We start from the raw sequence: 15,420 nt of genomic DNA on the forward strand, positions 1-15,420 counted from the left end.
GGCACGCGTGGCGCAGGTGGTGGTCGTCGGTGGCGGCTTCGGTGGTCTCGCCGCTGCGGTCCGGCTCGCCAAGCTCGGGCACGCGGTCACCCTGGTGGAGCGCTCCCCCACGCTGGGCGGGCCCCTGTCGGAGATCACGGCAGGCGAGTTCGCCTGGGACGCGGGCCCGACGTACACGCTGCTGCCGGCGGTGGTGCGCGACCTCTTCCGCAAGTCGGGCCGACCGCTCGAGCGGGAGCTGGACCTGGTGGCGCTGGACGTGGTCCGCGAGCACCGCTTCGAGGACGGCTCGTCGGTGCGTGTGCCGAGCGGCCGATCGGCCCAGCTCGCCGCGTTCGAGGAGCTCGGTCGCGGGCTCGGCCAGCGGTGGGTCGACCACGTCGCGTCGTTCACCGACGACTGGGACGTGCTGCGGCACGGCTACCTCGAGAACCCCTGGACGCCCGAGGACCTGCCGCGGGACGTGGCCGCCCGGCTCGACAGCCGCGAGACGCTGCACAGGCGGCTGCGGCGGACCTTCAAGGACGAGCGGTTGCGCCTCGTGGCGGGGCACCCGTTCGTGGCCGAGGGCCACGAGCTGCGCAACGTCCCCGCCTGGGCGGGGTCGACGGCGTACGTCGAGCAGCGCTTCGGCGCCTGGACCGTCGAGGGCGGCATGGCCCGCCTCGGCGCCGCGCTGACCGAGCGGCTGGCGACCCGCAAGGTGACGACGCTAACGGGCACCGAGGCGCTCGACCTGGTGGTGCGCGAGGGCCGGGTCGTCGCCGTCTCCACCACCGCGGGCACGCTCGACGCCGACGTCGTGGTGTGTGCGATCGACCCCCGTCGGCTGCCGGCGCTCGCCGAGCACGTCGTGCGGACCATGCCCGCGATCCCACCCGTCGTCGCCCACCTCGGCCTGTCGGGCGAGGCACCCGAGCTGCCCCACGAGCTGGTGCTGCACGGCGACCCCATGCTCGTGGTGCGCACCGGCGGGCGGGCGCCGTCTGGCGCCTCGACGCTGACCGTGCACGGGCGCGGGCGGCTCTCCGAGGACCTCCTGCGCGCGCTCGCACGACACCGGATCGACGTCCGAGCCCAGGTGGTCGAACGGGTCGACCTCAGCCCACGCGAGCAGGTCGAGCGGTGGGGCGGCTCCCCGCTGGGGGTGCTCTGGCAGGGCCGCGCGACGGTACGCCGACGGCTCGGCCCGCGTACGCCGGTCGCGGGGGTGTACGTCGCGGGCGCACACGCCACCCCGGGCGCGGGGCTGCCGTTCGTGGGGCTGTCCGCCGCGCTGGTGGCGGCGGAGGTCGGCCCCGCCCAGCCCGCCTAGCCTGAGGTCAGACGCTCATGTTGAGCGCGGAGAAGATCTCGCGCGTCGCCTTGGAGCGGTTGAGCGTGTAGAAGTGCAGACCAGGTGCGCCCCCGTCGAGGAGCTCCTCGCAGAGCTCGGCGGCCAGCGCGATGCCGGCGGCGCGCATCGCCGCCGGGTCGCCCTCGTGAGCGCTGATCCGCTCGACCACCGATGCCGGCACCTCGGTGCCGATCATCTCGCCCTGGCGGCGGATGTTGCCGAGGTTCAGGATCGGCATGATGCCCGGCAGGATCGGCAGGTCGACGCCACGCGCGCGGACCCGCTCGACCAGCGCGAAGTAGTCCTCGGCACGGAAGAACATCTGGGTGATCGCGAACTCCGCACCGGCGCGCGCCTTGGCCACCAGGACGTCGGCGTCCTGGTCGAGGGTCTCGGAGGCGGGGTGCCGCTCCGGGAAGGCCGCAACGCCGACGCTGAAGTCACCGCGCCCGCGGGCGAGCTCGACGAGCTCCTGGGCGTAGGTGAAGCCGCCGTCGGTGGGGGTCCAGGGCGCCTGCGGGCCCTCCTGCGGGTCGCCCCGCAGCACGAGGACGTTGCCGATGCCGACCTCGGCGTACGAGTCGAGCACGCCCTCGAGCTCCTCGCGGGTGTGTCCGACGCAGGTGAGGTGGCCCATGGCGGTCATCGACGTCTCCGCCGCGATCCGGCCCGTGATGCGGACCGTCGTGTCGCGCGTCGAGCCGCCGGCGCCGTACGTCACGGAGACGAACGTGGGTCGGTAGGGCTCCAGCTCGCGGATCGCCTGCCAGAGCTGCTCCTCGCCGGCCTCGTCCTTGGGCGGGAAGAACTCGAAGGAGAACGACCGCTCCCCGGCTCGGACCAGGTCGCCGATCCGAGGTGCCTGCGTGTTCGCCATACGCAACAGTCTAAGGACGGGGACCGCCCGCCAGGCATCGGCGTCCACTGGCTAGTCTCGTGCGGGTGACGGCGAACGGGTGGGACAGCGCCGGGTTCCGCGACCGCGTCCAGGTGGCCCTCGACGCCTTCATCGACGAGCAGGCCGCGCTCCTGGCCCCGCTCGGCAGCGACGCCGACCGACTGGTCGCCGAGGCGCGGACGTCGGTCCGCGGCGGCAAGCGCTTCCGGGCGTCGTTCTGCTACTGGGGCCATCGCGCGGTCGCGCCCGCGGCCGCCGACGAGGACGCCCTGGTCCGGGCCTGCGCCTCGCTCGAGCTGCTGCACGCGAGCGCGCTCGTGCACGACGACCTGATGGACGCCTCCGACACCCGGCGGGGCCGACCCGCCACGCACCGCACCTTCGAGGCCGAGCACCGGTCGGCCGGCTGGCGCGGCGACCAGGAGCAGTACGGCGCCGCGGCGGCGATCCTCCTGGGCGACCTGCTGCTGAGCTGGGCCGACGAGCTGCTGCGGCGCTGCGGCCTGCCGATCGTCGAGGTGGCGCCGGCGCTCGAGGTCTTCGACCGGTGCCGGTCCGAGGTGATCGCCGGCCAGTTCCTCGACGTCTCCGTGCAGGCCCGGGGCCGCGCCGACGTCGACGCCGCGATGACCGTCCTCCGCTACAAGTCGGCCAAGTACTCCATCGAGCGGCCGCTGCACATCGGCGCCGCGCTCGCCGGCGCCTCGGCGTCGACCACGCAGGCGCTGAGCGAGTTCGGGCTGCCGCTGGGCGAGGCGTTCCAGCTGCGCGACGACCTGCTCGGCGTCTTCGGCGACCCCGCCACCACCGGCAAGCCCGCCGGGGACGACCTCATCGAGGGCAAGCGCACCGTCCTGGTCGCGCTCGCGCTCGACGCCGCCTCCCCCGCCGACGCCGCGCTCCTCGATCGCTCGCTCGGCACCGCGCTGTCGGCCGACGAGGTCGCCGAGCTGCGCCGGATCATCGACGCCAGCGGCGCGCACGCCCAGGTCGAGGCGGTCATCGACGAGCTGGCCACCCGCGCCGTACGCTCCCTCGACCGCGCCGGCCTCGACCAGCACGCGACCGAGGTGCTTCGCGGGCTCGCGGCGTCCGCGACCCAGCGGGCCGTCTGACCCGAGGTTTGGTCACCAACCGCAGACCCGCAGGATCCGGCTGCGACGTTTGGTCACCAACCGCAGACCCGCAGGATCCGGCTSCGACGTTTGGTCACCAACCACCAACCGCAGACCCGCAGGATCCGGCTCCGACGTTTGGTCACCAACCGCAGACTTGCAGGATCCAGCTCCGACGTTTGGTCACCAACCGCAGACCCGGCGAACCCAGCTCCGACGTTTGGTCACCAACCGCAGACCCGTCGGAACCAGCTCCGACGTTTGGTCACCAACCGCAGATCCGCTCGGTCCGTCTCCGCCGTTTGGTCACCAACCGTGGAGCCGGAGCCGAGAACTACCCGGCCGTTCCCACCAGCCCTCGACGACCTACAGCGACATCGCCTGTGCTCGCCGCTTGACCTCGGACCCGCGGTTCTCGCGCAGCGCGTCGATCGGGCGCCCCGGGTAGTCGTCGTCGGTGAACAGCCAGGCGATGCACTCGCGGTCGTCGTAGCGTCCGTCGTGGAGGATCGTCAGCAGGCCCGGGAGGCCCTTGACGACCTGGCCGTCCTGGATGAAGTCGGCCGGGATCTGCTGCCCGGCGCCGGGCGACGGTACGGCGGCGGCGAGCTCGTGGTCGCGGATCATGGTGCGCACCTTGCCGACCGTGACACCGAGCGCGGTGGCGGTGGCGGCCCAGTCCAGCCAGTCCGGGACGAGGGCGGCGAGGTCGGTGCTCGGTTCCATGTCTCCAGTCTTCCATCCGGGCCTGCGCCACGCCGCACCGCCGCCCAGCGGGCCACCGGCGGCTGACGTCCGTACGATTGAGGCCCCGGATCCTTCCCCGTCCGGTCACAGGAGGGTCGCTGTGCAGCGAGACGAGCACGGAGATCGGCACGCCCGCACGGGCGGCGCCGAGTCTGCACCCGACCCCCTGACCGGTCGGCTGCTCGACCGGCGCTACCGGATCGGCTCGCGGATCGCCCGCGGCGGCATGGCCAGTGTCTACGAGGCCACCGACCTCCGCCTCGACCGCACGGTCGCGGTCAAGGTGATGCACCCCGGGCTGGGCGACGACAACGAGTTCGCGGAGCGGTTCGTCCGCGAGGCCCGCGCCGCGGCACGGCTGTCGCACCCCAACGTCGTCGCCGTCTACGACCAGGGTGACGAGGACGGCACCGTCTTCCTGGCCATGGAGCTGATCCCCGGTCACACCCTGCGCGACGTGATCCGCAAGGAGGCGCCGATGTCGCCCGCACGGGCACTGGCCGTGATGGAGCCGGTGCTCTCCGCGCTGGCCGCCGCGCACCGCGCCGGCCTCGTGCACCGCGACGTGAAGCCCGAGAACGTCCTCATCGCCGACGACGGCCGCGTGAAGGTCGCCGACTTCGGGCTCGCCAAGGCGGTCAGCAGCGACACCCAGCACACCGCGACCGGTGGCGTGCTCATCGGCACTGTCTCCTACCTCGCCCCCGAGCTCGTGGTCAGCGGCCGCGCCGACGCGCGCGCCGATGTGTACGCCGCGGGTGTCGTGCTCTTCGAGCTGCTCACCGGCGCCAAGCCGCACGAGGGCGAGACGCCGATCCAGGTCGCCTACAAGCACGTCCACGAGGACGTCCCGCCCCCGTCGTCGCTCGAGCCCGGGCTCCCGGCGTACGTCGACGCGCTGGTCGCCCGGGCCACCGCCCGCGACCGGGAGCTGCGTCCTGCTGACGCCGCGGTGCTGCTGCACCAGGTGCACCGGGTCGGCCACGCGCTCGCCGAGGGCGTGCTCGACGACGCCGACCTGACGGCCGACCTGACCCCGGTCCGGATGCGCCTCGAGTCCGCGGAGGCGCCGTCGCCCGACGACACCGCGCCCGACCCGTTCGAGGGCCTCGACGTCGGCGACATGACGGCGCCGATCCGCGTCCTGGACACCCCCGCGCCCCCGCGCTCGACCCCGCCACGACCCCCGGAGCGTCCGACCGGGCCGCCACCGGGTCGTCGACGCTCCCGCAAGGGGCTGGTGCTCCTGCTCGTCGCGCTGCTGCTCGTCATCGGCGGTGGCGTCGGTGCGTGGTGGTTCCTCGACGGCCGCTACACGTCCACCCCGGGCGTGCTCGGCATGACCCAGAAGGCGGCCGAGAGCGCGCTCGAGGACGCCGGGCTGACGGTCGAGGTCGGCGACCCGGCGTACTCCGAGACCGTGCCGGTCGGACGCGTCGTCGGCACCGACCCCGACCCGGGCTCGCGGGTGCTCGACGGTGGCACGGTCACGATCACGCTGTCGCTCGGCAAGGAGCGGTACGACGTGCCGAAGCTCCGCGGCCTGACCGAGGACGACGCCCAGGACGCCCTGTCCGCCGGCCACCTCTCCTTCGGCACGACCACCGAGAAGTGGTCCGACGACATCGCCGCGGGGATCGTCATGGCCAGCTCTCCCAAGGTCGGCACCACGCTGCGCCCCGGCGCCCCGGTCGACCTGGTCGTCAGCAAGGGGCCGCAGCCGGTCAAGCTGAAGGACTGGGTCGGCAAGAGCGCCGACGACGCGATCGCCTGGATGAAGGCCCACGGCCTGACCGGCAAGACCGCCAGCAAGGAGTACTCCGACGACGTCGCCGAGGGCGACGTGATCTCGATGGACCCGCCGGGCGGCACCACCGTCCACCGCGGCGACGAGGTCTCCTTCGTCGTCTCGAAGGGCCCCGAGCTCGTCGAGGTCCCGTCGGTGCGCGCCCAGGGCGTCGACGCCGCGACCGAGACGCTGCGGAACCTCGGGTTCAACGTCGTGACCGAGGAGGCCCCCGGCTACCTCGGCCTGGGCTTCGTGTTCTCCCAGTCCCCCGGCGGCGGCGACATGGTGCCGCCCGGCTCGACCATCACCCTCTCGCTGATCTGACCGCGCCCGCCGGTAGGTTTGGCCGGTGCTCGAGCCCGCTGCCCGCAACCCGATCGGCACCCACGTCCTCGTCGGCAAGGGTCTGGTCGACGGTGCGGTCGTGAACGCCGACGCCGCCGGCTGCGAGACGTTCCAGGTCTTCGTGGGCAACCCGCGCGGCTGGGCGCTGAGCGCCGGGAAGCCGGCCGAGGACGCGCGCTTCCGCAACCTGATGGCCGAGCGCGGCACCCGGACCTTCATCCACGCGCCGTACCTCGTCAACCTCGGGAGCCCGACCCCCTCGACCTACGAGAACTCGGTCGCCTCGGTCGCCCACAACCTCAAGCGGGCCGCCGAGATCGGTGCCGAGGGCGTCGTCGTGCACACGGGCTCCTACGTCGGGGACGCGGACGACACCCAGGCGATGAAGCAGGTCCGCGAGGGGCTGCTCCCGCTGCTGGAGGCCATCGAGGGCGACGACGCGCCCTGGCTGCTGCTGGAGCCGACCGCGGGCCAGGGCCGGTCGCTGTGCGCCGGCGTCGAGGACCTGGCGCCCTACCTCGACGCCCTGGACCACCACCCCAAGGCCGGCATCTGCCTCGACACCTGCCACGTCTTCGCGGCCGGCGCCCCGCTGGACGAGCCGGGCGGAGCAACGGCGACCGTCGACCGGATCGTCGAGATCGGCGGGCCCGGCCGGCTCCGGCTGGTGCACGCCAACGACTCGATGGACGTCCGGGGTGCTTTCAAGGACCGCCACCAGAAGATCGGCGACGGCCACATCGGCACCGCCGCGTTCGCGGAGCTCTTCGCCCACCCGGCGACCGCCGGGGTGCCGTTCATCCTCGAGACGCCCGGCTCGCGCGGTGCGGACGACCCGGACATCCCGCTGTTGAAGCGCCTGCGAGCCGCCCGGTGACCGAGACCCGTCGTACGACGCTGCTCGCGACGGGGGCGCTGCTCGGCGTCACCGCGTGCTGGGGCAGCACCTTCTTCCTCATCCACGACCTGGTCGAGCGGGTGCCGCCGGTCGACTTCCTCGCGCTGCGCTTCGGCATCGCCGCCGTGCTGCTGCTCCTGGTCGCACCGAAGGCGCTGCTGCGGCTCTCCGCCGAGGCGCGCCGCCAGGCCGTCGTGCTCGGCGCGCTGTACGGCGTCGCGCAGATCATGCAGACCGTCGGCCTCGCGCACACCCCGGCCAGCGTGTCCGGCTTCATCACCGGCATGTACGTCGTCGCGACACCGCTCCTCGCCGCCGTGCTGCTCCACAACCGGATCACCCGGATGACCTGGGTCGCCGTGCTGCTCGCCTTCTGCGGACTGGCGGTGCTGACCCTCGACGGGCTGTCGATCGGGTACGGCGAGGCGATCACGCTCCTGGCGGCGCTGCTCTACGCGCTGCACATCGTCGGGCTCGGCGCCTGGTCCAACGCCGCCGACGCGATCGGGATGTCGATCCTGCAGATCATCGTCGTTGCGGTGATCTGCCTGGTCGCGAGCGCCCCGCACGGCATCGTGCTGCCGGACAACGGTCGCGACTGGCTCTCGGTCGTCTACATGGCCGTCTTCCCGGCCGCCATCGCGCTGCTGGCGCAGACCTGGGCCCAGGCCCACCTGAGCGCCACCCGAGCCGCCATCGTGATGAGCATGGAGCCGGTCTTCGCGGCGCTGTTCGCGGTCTGGTTCGGCGGCGAGTCGACGACGGTGCGGATGATCACCGGCGGCCTGATGGTGCTCGCCGCGATGCTCATCGTCGAGGTCGCTCCACGCCGCAAGATCGAGGGCGAGGTCCCGCACATCGCGGTGTGAGTGACCGGGTCGTCTAATCTTGCGCCCGGACACGCGCGCCCGGAAGGAGACCGATGACGGACTGCGCCAACTGCGGCCACCCCCTGGGCATCGGTCGCTACTGCACCAACTGCGGGCAGCCCGTGGGTGCCGCGGCGTCGGCACCTGCCTCGTCCCCGGCCGTGGACGATCTCGACTGGCGCACGGACACGGCCGAACGCGCCCCCGTGCGCCCCGCCCCGCCCGTGCCGGACGACGTGCCCCCGCCGCCCGCCTGGACCCCGCCGCCGGCGGCGCGCTTCCCACTCTTCGCCGACGAGGTCGACGACGCCCCGGCGACCGAGGACGACGTCGTACCGCCCCCGCAGACCCACCGACACCGCTCGCGCCCCTGGGGCGCCTGGCTGGCCGCCGCCGTCGCGGTGGTGCTCGTGCTGGTGGTCGGCACCTGGCTGGTCTCCCGGGGCGACGACGAGCCGACGAGCACCCCCGATCCGACCCCGACGCCGCCGGCGACGTCGGCGACCGAGCAGCCGTCCCCCGACGAGGAGTCGTCCTCCGCGGCCCCGGTCGGCCTGACCGCCGAGAGCCGGGTGACGGTCCCCGAGACCGCCGGGCCCGGGCAGGACACCGAGGGCAAGCCGGTCGACTACGAGGCCGCGAACATGCTCGACGGCGTGCCCGAGACCTGCTGGCGGATGCCCGGCGACGGCACCGGCGAGGAGCTCGTGGTGACCCTGCCGGGCAATACCCGGCTGCGCTCGGTCGGGATGATCAACGGCTATGCCAAGCAGGGCGGCGACATCGACTGGTACCACGGCAACCGTCGCATCCAGCAGGTCGAGTGGGTCTTCGACGACGGCACCACGGTCCCGCAGACCCTCGGTGACACGGCGTCGGTGCAGTCGGTCGACGTGGACGTCACCACCACGACGATCACCCTGCGCCTCGTGAAGGTCTCGGCGCCCGGCAAGGGATCGTCCCGGCGCGACTTCACCGCGATCAGCGACCTGCTCTTCGTCGCGCGGTAGCGGCGTGCTCGGCCGCCTGTCCCCCGCGCGGCGGCGCTTCGTCCTCGGCACGGCCGCCCTGGTGGTCGTCGCCGCCGCCGCGACCGTGGTCGCGGTCGTCGCGACGCGGCCCGAACGCACCGAGCCGGTCGGGCAGGGCTCCCCGGGACCGGTGCTGCTGGTGCCGGGGTACGGCGGGTCGACCGCCTCTCTCGACGTCCTCGCCGACGCACTGCGGGCCGCCGGGCGCGATGCCACGGTCGTCCGGCTGCCCGGGGACGGCACCGGCGACCTCCGCGACCAGGCCCAGGTCCTCGACGACGCCGCGCGGACTGCGCTCGCGCGCACGGGCGGCGACTCCGTCGACGTGATCGGCTACTCGGCGGGCGGTGTCGTGGCCAGGCTCTGGGTCGCCGACCTCGGCGGCGCCTCGCACGCGCGCCGCGTCGTCACGCTCGCCTCCCCCAACCACGGCACCGAGCTCGCCTCGCTCGCCAGCGGCCTCGGCGACACCGCCTGCCCCGCGGCCTGCCGCCAGCTGGCCACCGACAGCGACCTGCTGACGGCCCTCAACGCCGGCGACGAGACGCCGGCTGGACCGTTGTGGGTGGCACTGTGGACCGAGGACGACAAGACCGTGGTGCCGCCGGAGTCCGGCTCGCTGGACGGGGCGACCGCGTTCGCCGTCCAGTCCGTGTGCCCCGACCTGGTCGTGGGCCACGCCGACGTACCGCGGACGGCGGCGGTGATCGCGATCGTCGAGGCGGAGCTCGGGACCGGCCGACCCACCGTGCCGGACGCGTCGGTCTGCTAGTCGGTCACGTCCTTCGTCATGAAGTTGGCCCAGGCGGCGCCCAGGAAGACGACGACGTACGCCGCCTGGAGCAGCACCCCGCGCTCGACGTCGCGCCACAGGATCGGGTCGCGGAACAGGTCGACGAACGCGAGCCAGTAGCGCGTCGGCAGGTAGGGCTGCAGCACGTGCGCGGCATCGAGCGTCAGCAGCAGGGTCGAGGCCACCAGCACCCCCATGGTGCCGAGGGCCGCCGACAGCGGCGCACGCACGACCGTGGAGAGGAAGAGCGCGATCGCCGCGACACCCAGCATGCAGAGCATCGCGTAGGCCAGGGCGAGCAGTGTGCGGAGCACCATCTCCTGGGTGGACAGCCCGGTGCCGGACACGCTGGTCGCGCCTGTGCTGACGCTCTCGCTGCCCAGGAGCAACGCCCCCAGGACGTACGCCGTCGCCGCGACGACCAGGACGGTCAGCACCACGAAGACCATGACGCTCACCAGCTTGGCGACGAGCAGCCTGGTCCGACCGACCGGGCGGACGAGCAGGTAGCGCAGGGTGCCCTGCTGCGCCTCCCCGGCGATCGCCTCGCCCGCGGTGACGGCGACCGCGATCGGCAGGAAGAGCGGCAGCACGATCCCGAGCGCGGCCAGCGGGAAGAGCGTGCCGTCGGTGAGCACCGCGGAGAGGAACGCCGGCCCGGTGCCCGGACGCGGGCCGATGTCGGTGACCGCGAGCAGGATGCCGACCAGGGTGGGCAGCGCGTCGATCAGCAGGATCGTCACCCAGGTACGCCGGCTGAGGACCAGCTTGCGGAGCTCGACGGCGATCATCGGCGGTCGCCGCTCTGCTCGGCGGCCTCGAGCACCACGTCCTCCAGGGTGCGACGCTCAGGGGCCAGCTCGAGGACCCGGACATCGGCACCGACCAGGGCCGCGTTGAGTGCCAGCGGGTCGTCGGCGCGCACCCAGATCGTCTCGCCCTCCTCCTGCTCGACGTGGCCGTCGAGCAGCGCGCGGGCAGCTCCGACGTCCGGGGTCCGGATCACCGTGCGGCCGGTCGGCCGTTGCAGGTGCTCCAGCTGGTCCTGCAGGACCAGTCGACCCCGGTCGAGGACGCCCACGCGGGTGCACATCTGCTCGATCTCGGCGAGCAGGTGGCTCGAGAGGAAGACCGTCGTCCCGTCCCGGTTCAGGTCGACGAGCAGCTGGCGGATCTCGCGGATGCCCTGCGGGTCGAGCCCGTTGGTGGGCTCGTCGAGCACCAGCAGGCGCGGTCGGCGCAGCAGCGCCGCGGCGAGGCCGAGGCGCTGCCGCATGCCCAGGGAGTAGGCCCGCACCGGTCGCTTGTCGACCCCGTCGAGCCCGACCTGGCCGAGCGCGTCGTCGATCCGCCCGGCCCGGGTCGCGCGGTCGCCACCAGGTCCGCTCGCGTCGAGGAGCGCGAGGTTGGTCCGTCCGGACAGCTGGGGGTAGGAGGCCGGTCCCTCCACCATCGCGCCGACCAGGGGAAGGACGTCGCGACCCGACGCGGGCATCGGACGGCCGAGCAGCTCGATCGTCCCGGACGTCGCCAGCACCAGGCCCAGGAGCATCCGCACGGTCGTCGTCTTGCCCGACCCGTTGGCGCCCAGGAAGCCGTAGATGTCGCCCTCGCGCACGTCGAGGCCGACGTCCTCGACGGCGGTGATCCGTCCGAAGTGCTTGGTCAGGCCCGCCGTGCGGATCATCCGACCTCGCCGACGTACGTCGTGCCGCGAGCCAGGTCGATCGCGGCCTGACGCAGCGTCTCGGCCGTGACGGTTCCGGTGATCAGCCAGCCGCCGTCGTCGGCGGCCCCGGTCAGCAGCACGCCCACCGGCCCCGCCGTCACCAGGGTGTCGTCGGCGGAGGTCGCCACGTCGGGCGTCTGTCGCAGCTGCTCGCGCAGCGGGCGGGCCTCACGCCCGCGCAGCGGGATGGCGATCAGCTGGGTGATGCCGACGCCGTACACCCCGACGGCGCCATCGGAGGCCGAGGACATGTCGAGCCCGCCGACGGTGGACGGTGGGCGCAGCGGCGCGTACTGGTTCGCGGCGTCGGCGATGTCGAGCACGTCGTCGTGCTCGACGTCGATGCCGTCGGCACCGTCGAAGGTCGTCGTCGACGGCGCCGGCCGGGACGCGGAGAAGTCGCGCAGCTCGGTGACGAACGACGGCGAGTCGGCGTCCTCGGCGTACACGTCGACGCGGAGCGGTACGCCGCTGCCCGGGTCGGCCCACAGGTCGACGTGGTCGATGCTCGACTGCGGAGCCGAGGGCTCGACCCTCAGCCCCGGGGCGGAGATGCCGGCAACCCGCCGGGCCGGGATCCGCCGTACGTCGTCGGAGGAGACGTCGCGCAGCAGCCGCTCGGTGAGCACCGGGGGCACCACGTCCGCGGCGCGAGGGAGCCGGATGTCGGGGTCGCGGCTGATCGTGGCTCGATCGCGCTCGTAGCTCCACTCGATCGTCACGCCGTGCTGGTGGACCAGGTCGGTCTCGCCGGAGACGAGCAGCCGGTCGACCCGCCAGTCGTCGCTCCCCCGCCACCAGGCCCGCATCCGGAGGTCGTCGCTGAAGAGCGCGCCCACGTCGGCGAAGTCTTCGGCGACCGGCAGCGCGAGTGCACCCTGGGTCTGGACGTACCCCGACCAGGGGTGGTCCTCGGCGGTTCGCACCCGCTCGAGCAGGTCGCTCGCGCCGATGTCGGAGTCGCGGGCGGGGAGTGCGTGCAGCGCGGCCGGGACCGCGATGACCAGCAGGGTGAGCAGTGCGGCCACGCACCACCGGTTGAAACTGGTCATACGTCAGCACGCTACGTCGTGACGTGGTCCCGCGGTCGGAACCTCAGGAGACTCTCATGCTCGCTAGCAGTCGAGGGCGTCGCGGAGCGCCTGCTGCTGCTTGTCGTACTCGGCGTCACCCGAGGAGCTGTCGTCGGCGTACGCCGTGCAGTAGAGGGCCTTGTCGGTGACCCGGTGCTGGTGGGTCTCCCACGCCGTGATCCCCGCGCCCACCGCGGTCGCGACAGCTCCTGCGGCGATGACCTGGAGCAGGAACAGCTTGGTGCGCTCCGGGTCGCGCGGCCTGCGGGGCTTCAGCGGCTTCGCCGACCCGATGCTGTCCTCGGCGCCGGAACCGTCGTCCAGCGAGTCTCTGGCGTCCATGGCAGGACCCTAGTGTCCTAGAGCGCGCCCAGCACGGCGGCCGCCTTCTCGGCGTCGGCACGTGTGACGTCGAGGTGCGTGACGAGGCGTACGGCGGTCGGGCCGACGAGCGACACGGCCACACCCGCGTCCCGGGCCGCTGCGACGAACTCCGTCGCGTCGGTGCGCGGCACGACGACGATGTTGGTGTCGACGCCCGCCGGGTCGACCCCGCACGCCTCGGCGATCAGCCGGGCGTGCGCATGGTCGTCGGCGAGCCGCTCGACGTGGTGGTCGAGGGCGTGCAGGCCGGCCGCCGCGAGGACCCCGACCTGGCGCATGCCGCCGCCCATCCGCTTGCGCCAGACACGTCCCTCGGCGATCGCGTCGGCGCTGCCCACCATCAGCGAGCCGACCGGCGCGCCGAGGCCCTTGGACAGGCACACGGCCATCACGTCCGCGACCGCGCCGTACTCGGCCAGCGGGGTGCCGGTCGCGACGTGCGCGTTCCAGATCCGCGCACCGTCCATGTGGACCCCGACGCCGACGCCGGTGGCGTACTCGCGCAGGTCGCGCAGGTCCTCGATCGGCAGCACCGCGCCGCCGGCGAAGTTGTGGGTGTTCTCGACGGCGATCGCCGTCGTGCGCACGAAGTACATGCCCATGTCGGGGGCGAACATCGACCGGACGGTCGGCAGGTCCACCTGGCCGCGCGGGTGGATCCAGGTGCGCATCGTGATGCCGGAGTACGCCGCGTGCGCGCCGAGCTCGGCGCGGGCGATGTGGGCGCTCGCCTCGCACAGCACCTCCTGGCCCGGCGACACCAGCGACCGGACGGCGAGCACGTTGGCCATCGACCCGGTCGGGGTGAACATCGCCGCCTCGTGACCGAACAGCCCCGCGACCCGCTCCTCGAGCCGGGCGACGGTCGGGTCCTCGCCGTACACGTCGTCGCCGACCTCGGCGCGGGCCATCGCCGCCCGCATCTCCTCGGTCGGCTTGGTCAGGGTGTCACTGCGCAGGTCGATCACCGCGCCATCCTGCCAGCCGGCCGAGGCGGGAGCTTTGTCGGCTGACCGATGAAACTCTCCCGCTGGCCGCTCAGGCCTGCCGGAGCATCTCCGCGACGAGGAACGCCAGCTCGAGCGACTGCACCCGGTTGAGGCGCGGGTCGACGACGGACTCGTAGCGGTGCGCGAGGCCGGCTTCGTCGATCTCCTCGCCGCCGCCGATGCACTCGGTGACGTCGTCGCCGGTCATCTCGACCAGGACGCCGCCCGGCCAGGTGCCGAGGGCGCGGTGGACGTCGAAGAAGCCCTGGACCTCGTCGATGACATCGTCGAAGCGGCGCGTCTTGTAGCCGGTGCTCGACTCGAACGTGTTGCCGTGCATCGGGTCGCAGACCCAGGCGACCTGGACCCCGGCCGCGGTGACCTTCTCGACCAGCTCGGGCAGGCCGTCGCGGATCTTGCCGGCGCCGAAGCGGGTGATGAAGGTGAGCCGGCCGGCCTCGTTGTCCGGGTTCAGCCGGCCCGCGAGGGCGATCGCGTCGTCGGCGGTCGCCGTCGGGCCCAGCTTGCAGCCGATCGGGTTCTGGATGTGGCGGAAGTACTCCACGTGCGCGCCGTCGAGCTGCCGGGTGCGCTCCCCGATCCACACGAAGTGACCGGACACGTTGTAGGGCTTCTCCGTGCGCGAGTCGATGCGGGTCATCGCGTGCTCGTACTCGAGCAGCAGCGCCTCGTGGCTGGAGTGGAAGTCGACCCGCTTCAGCTCCTCGGCGTCGGCGCCGATCGCGCTCATGAAGGCGAGCGCCTTGTCGATCTCCGCGGCCATCGCCTCGTAGCGCTGCCCGGCCGAGGAGGACTTCACGAAGTCGGTGTTCCAGGTGTGCACCTGGCGCAGGTCGGCGTAGCCACCGGTGACGAAGGCGCGCACCAGGTTGAGGGTCGCGGCCGACGCGTTGTAGGCGTCGAGCAGACGGTGCGGGTCGGGGATGCGCGCCTCGGGCGTGAAGTCGAAGCCGTTGACCACGTCGCCGCGGTAGGCCGGCAGCGTGACGCCGTCGCGGGTCTCCAGGTCCGAGGAGCGCGGCTTGGCGTACTGACCGGCCAGCCGGCCGAGCTTCACGACCGGCACGGAGCCGGCGTACGTCAGGATCACGGCCATCTGCAGCAGCACGCGCAGCTTGTTGCGCACGTTGTCGGCCGTGACATCCTCGAAGGTCTCCGCGCAGTCGCCGCCCTGGAGCAGGAAGGACTCGCCGCGCGACACCGCCGCCATCTTCGCCTTCAGGTCGTCGCACTCACCGGCGAAGACGAGGGGCGGCATCCGGCGCAGGCGCGCGACGTTGGCCGCGACCGCCTCCTGGTCGGGGTACGTCGGCTGCTGCGCCGCGCCGAGGGCGTGCAGGGCGGCGAGGTCGGGGAGGGTGCTGCTCACCCCTCCAGGGTACGGCGGCGCGCCCGCCCGGCCC

Annotated in this window: 15 protein-coding genes; 7 read left to right on the forward strand and 8 right to left on the reverse strand. The window is 73.1% G+C overall.

From position 1 onward, the window contains the following. The first annotated feature begins 7 nt into the window (after positions 1–7). Positions 8–1,315, forward strand: a complete 1,308-nt coding sequence (locus ASC77_RS03415) for a phytoene desaturase family protein (RefSeq protein WP_056148813.1) — start codon at positions 8–10, stop codon at positions 1,313–1,315. Between the two features lie 7 nt (positions 1,316–1,322). Here the strand turns inward: ASC77_RS03415 and metF are convergent, their stop codons facing one another. Next, positions 1,323–2,213, reverse strand: coding sequence for a methylenetetrahydrofolate reductase [NAD(P)H] (gene metF, locus ASC77_RS03420; protein WP_056148816.1), 891 nt, complete (start codon positions 2,211–2,213; stop codon positions 1,323–1,325). Positions 2,214–2,278: 65 nt separating this feature from the next. On the opposite strand from metF, the gene ASC77_RS03425 reads away from it, so the two are divergent. Next, positions 2,279–3,349, forward strand: a complete 1,071-nt coding sequence (locus tag ASC77_RS03425; RefSeq protein ID WP_156390896.1) for a polyprenyl synthetase family protein — start codon at positions 2,279–2,281, stop codon at positions 3,347–3,349. A 366-nt stretch (positions 3,350–3,715) separates the two neighbouring features. Here the strand turns inward: ASC77_RS03425 and ASC77_RS03430 are convergent, their stop codons facing one another. Beyond that, the gene (locus tag ASC77_RS03430) at positions 3,716–4,075 is read right to left on the reverse strand and encodes an Rv2175c family DNA-binding protein (protein WP_056148820.1); all 360 of its coding nucleotides are present in this window, start codon (positions 4,073–4,075) and stop codon (positions 3,716–3,718) included. A 121-nt stretch (positions 4,076–4,196) separates the two neighbouring features. On the opposite strand from ASC77_RS03430, the gene pknB reads away from it, so the two are divergent. From pknB to ASC77_RS03455, 5 genes are read left to right on the forward strand one after another with little or no spacing between them, the layout of a single operon-like run. Continuing rightward, positions 4,197–6,209, forward strand: coding sequence for a Stk1 family PASTA domain-containing Ser/Thr kinase (gene pknB / locus ASC77_RS03435; RefSeq protein WP_056148822.1), 2,013 nt, complete (start codon positions 4,197–4,199; stop codon positions 6,207–6,209). Between the two features lie 25 nt (positions 6,210–6,234). Next, positions 6,235–7,107, forward strand: coding sequence for a deoxyribonuclease IV (locus tag ASC77_RS03440; protein ID WP_056148823.1), 873 nt, complete (start codon positions 6,235–6,237; stop codon positions 7,105–7,107). After that, positions 7,104–7,997, forward strand: a complete 894-nt coding sequence (locus ASC77_RS03445; protein WP_056148826.1) for a DMT family transporter — start codon at positions 7,104–7,106, stop codon at positions 7,995–7,997. The genes ASC77_RS03440 and ASC77_RS03445 overlap by 4 nt, the downstream gene beginning before the upstream one ends. A gap of 53 nt (positions 7,998–8,050) precedes the next feature. After that, complete coding sequence (locus ASC77_RS03450; RefSeq protein WP_056148828.1) at positions 8,051–9,007, forward strand: NADase-type glycan-binding domain-containing protein; 957 nt, start codon at positions 8,051–8,053, stop codon at positions 9,005–9,007. Between the two features lie 4 nt (positions 9,008–9,011). After that, positions 9,012–9,800, forward strand: a complete 789-nt coding sequence (locus ASC77_RS03455) for a lipase family alpha/beta hydrolase (protein WP_056148830.1) — start codon at positions 9,012–9,014, stop codon at positions 9,798–9,800. On the opposite strand, the gene ASC77_RS03460 is transcribed toward ASC77_RS03455, so the two are convergent. The 6 genes from ASC77_RS03460 to ASC77_RS03485 all read right to left on the reverse strand — a co-directional run bounded on the left by ASC77_RS03460 (position 9,797) and on the right by ASC77_RS03485 (position 15,386). Then, complete coding sequence (locus ASC77_RS03460; protein WP_056148831.1) at positions 9,797–10,612, reverse strand: ABC transporter permease; 816 nt, start codon at positions 10,610–10,612, stop codon at positions 9,797–9,799. The two genes, ASC77_RS03455 and ASC77_RS03460, sit on opposite strands and share 4 nt — an antisense overlap. Then, positions 10,609–11,508: an ABC transporter ATP-binding protein gene (locus ASC77_RS03465; RefSeq protein WP_056148833.1), complete on the reverse strand. Its 900-nt coding sequence runs from the start codon at positions 11,506–11,508 to the stop codon at positions 10,609–10,611. Before ASC77_RS03465 ends, ASC77_RS03460 begins: the two co-directional genes overlap by 4 nt. Then, positions 11,505–12,602 carry a hypothetical protein gene (locus ASC77_RS03470; RefSeq protein WP_056148834.1) on the reverse strand — a complete coding sequence of 366 codons (1,098 nt, stop codon included), beginning with the start codon at positions 12,600–12,602 and terminating at the stop codon, positions 11,505–11,507. Before ASC77_RS03470 ends, ASC77_RS03465 begins: the two co-directional genes overlap by 4 nt. Positions 12,603–12,665: 63 nt before the next feature. Further along, positions 12,666–12,965, reverse strand: coding sequence for a hypothetical protein (locus ASC77_RS03475; protein WP_056148836.1), 300 nt, complete (start codon positions 12,963–12,965; stop codon positions 12,666–12,668). A 17-nt stretch (positions 12,966–12,982) separates the two neighbouring features. Next, entirely contained in the window at positions 12,983–13,975 is a 993-nt protein-coding gene (locus tag ASC77_RS03480; RefSeq protein WP_056148837.1) for a threonine aldolase family protein, read from the reverse strand. 70 nt (positions 13,976–14,045) lie between these two features. Beyond that, entirely contained in the window at positions 14,046–15,386 is a 1,341-nt protein-coding gene (locus tag ASC77_RS03485) for a class II 3-deoxy-7-phosphoheptulonate synthase (RefSeq protein ID WP_056148840.1), read from the reverse strand. Positions 15,387–15,420 lie beyond the last annotated feature (34 nt).

The organism is Nocardioides sp. Root1257 (genome assembly GCF_001425175.1).
Classification (GTDB): Bacteria; Actinomycetota; Actinomycetes; order Propionibacteriales; family Nocardioidaceae; genus Nocardioides.

What these genes read in the sequence shown, in the direction of transcription:
- metF (WP_056148816.1), bottom strand. Translation starts at nt 2,213, where the DNA reads ATGGCGAACACGCAGGCACCTCGGATCGGCGACCTGGTCCGAGCCGGG.
- ASC77_RS03430 (WP_056148820.1), bottom strand. Translation starts at nt 4,075, where the DNA reads ATGGAACCGAGCACCGACCTCGCCGCCCTCGTCCCGGACTGGCTGGAC.
- ASC77_RS03450 (WP_056148828.1), top strand. Translation starts at nt 8,051, where the DNA reads ATGACGGACTGCGCCAACTGCGGCCACCCCCTGGGCATCGGTCGCTAC.
- ASC77_RS03460 (WP_056148831.1), bottom strand. Translation starts at nt 10,612, where the DNA reads ATGATCGCCGTCGAGCTCCGCAAGCTGGTCCTCAGCCGGCGTACCTGG.
- ASC77_RS03465 (WP_056148833.1), bottom strand. Translation starts at nt 11,508, where the DNA reads ATGATCCGCACGGCGGGCCTGACCAAGCACTTCGGACGGATCACCGCC.
- ASC77_RS03470 (WP_056148834.1), bottom strand. Translation starts at nt 12,602, where the DNA reads ATGACCAGTTTCAACCGGTGGTGCGTGGCCGCACTGCTCACCCTGCTG.
- ASC77_RS03475 (WP_056148836.1), bottom strand. Translation starts at nt 12,965, where the DNA reads ATGGACGCCAGAGACTCGCTGGACGACGGTTCCGGCGCCGAGGACAGC.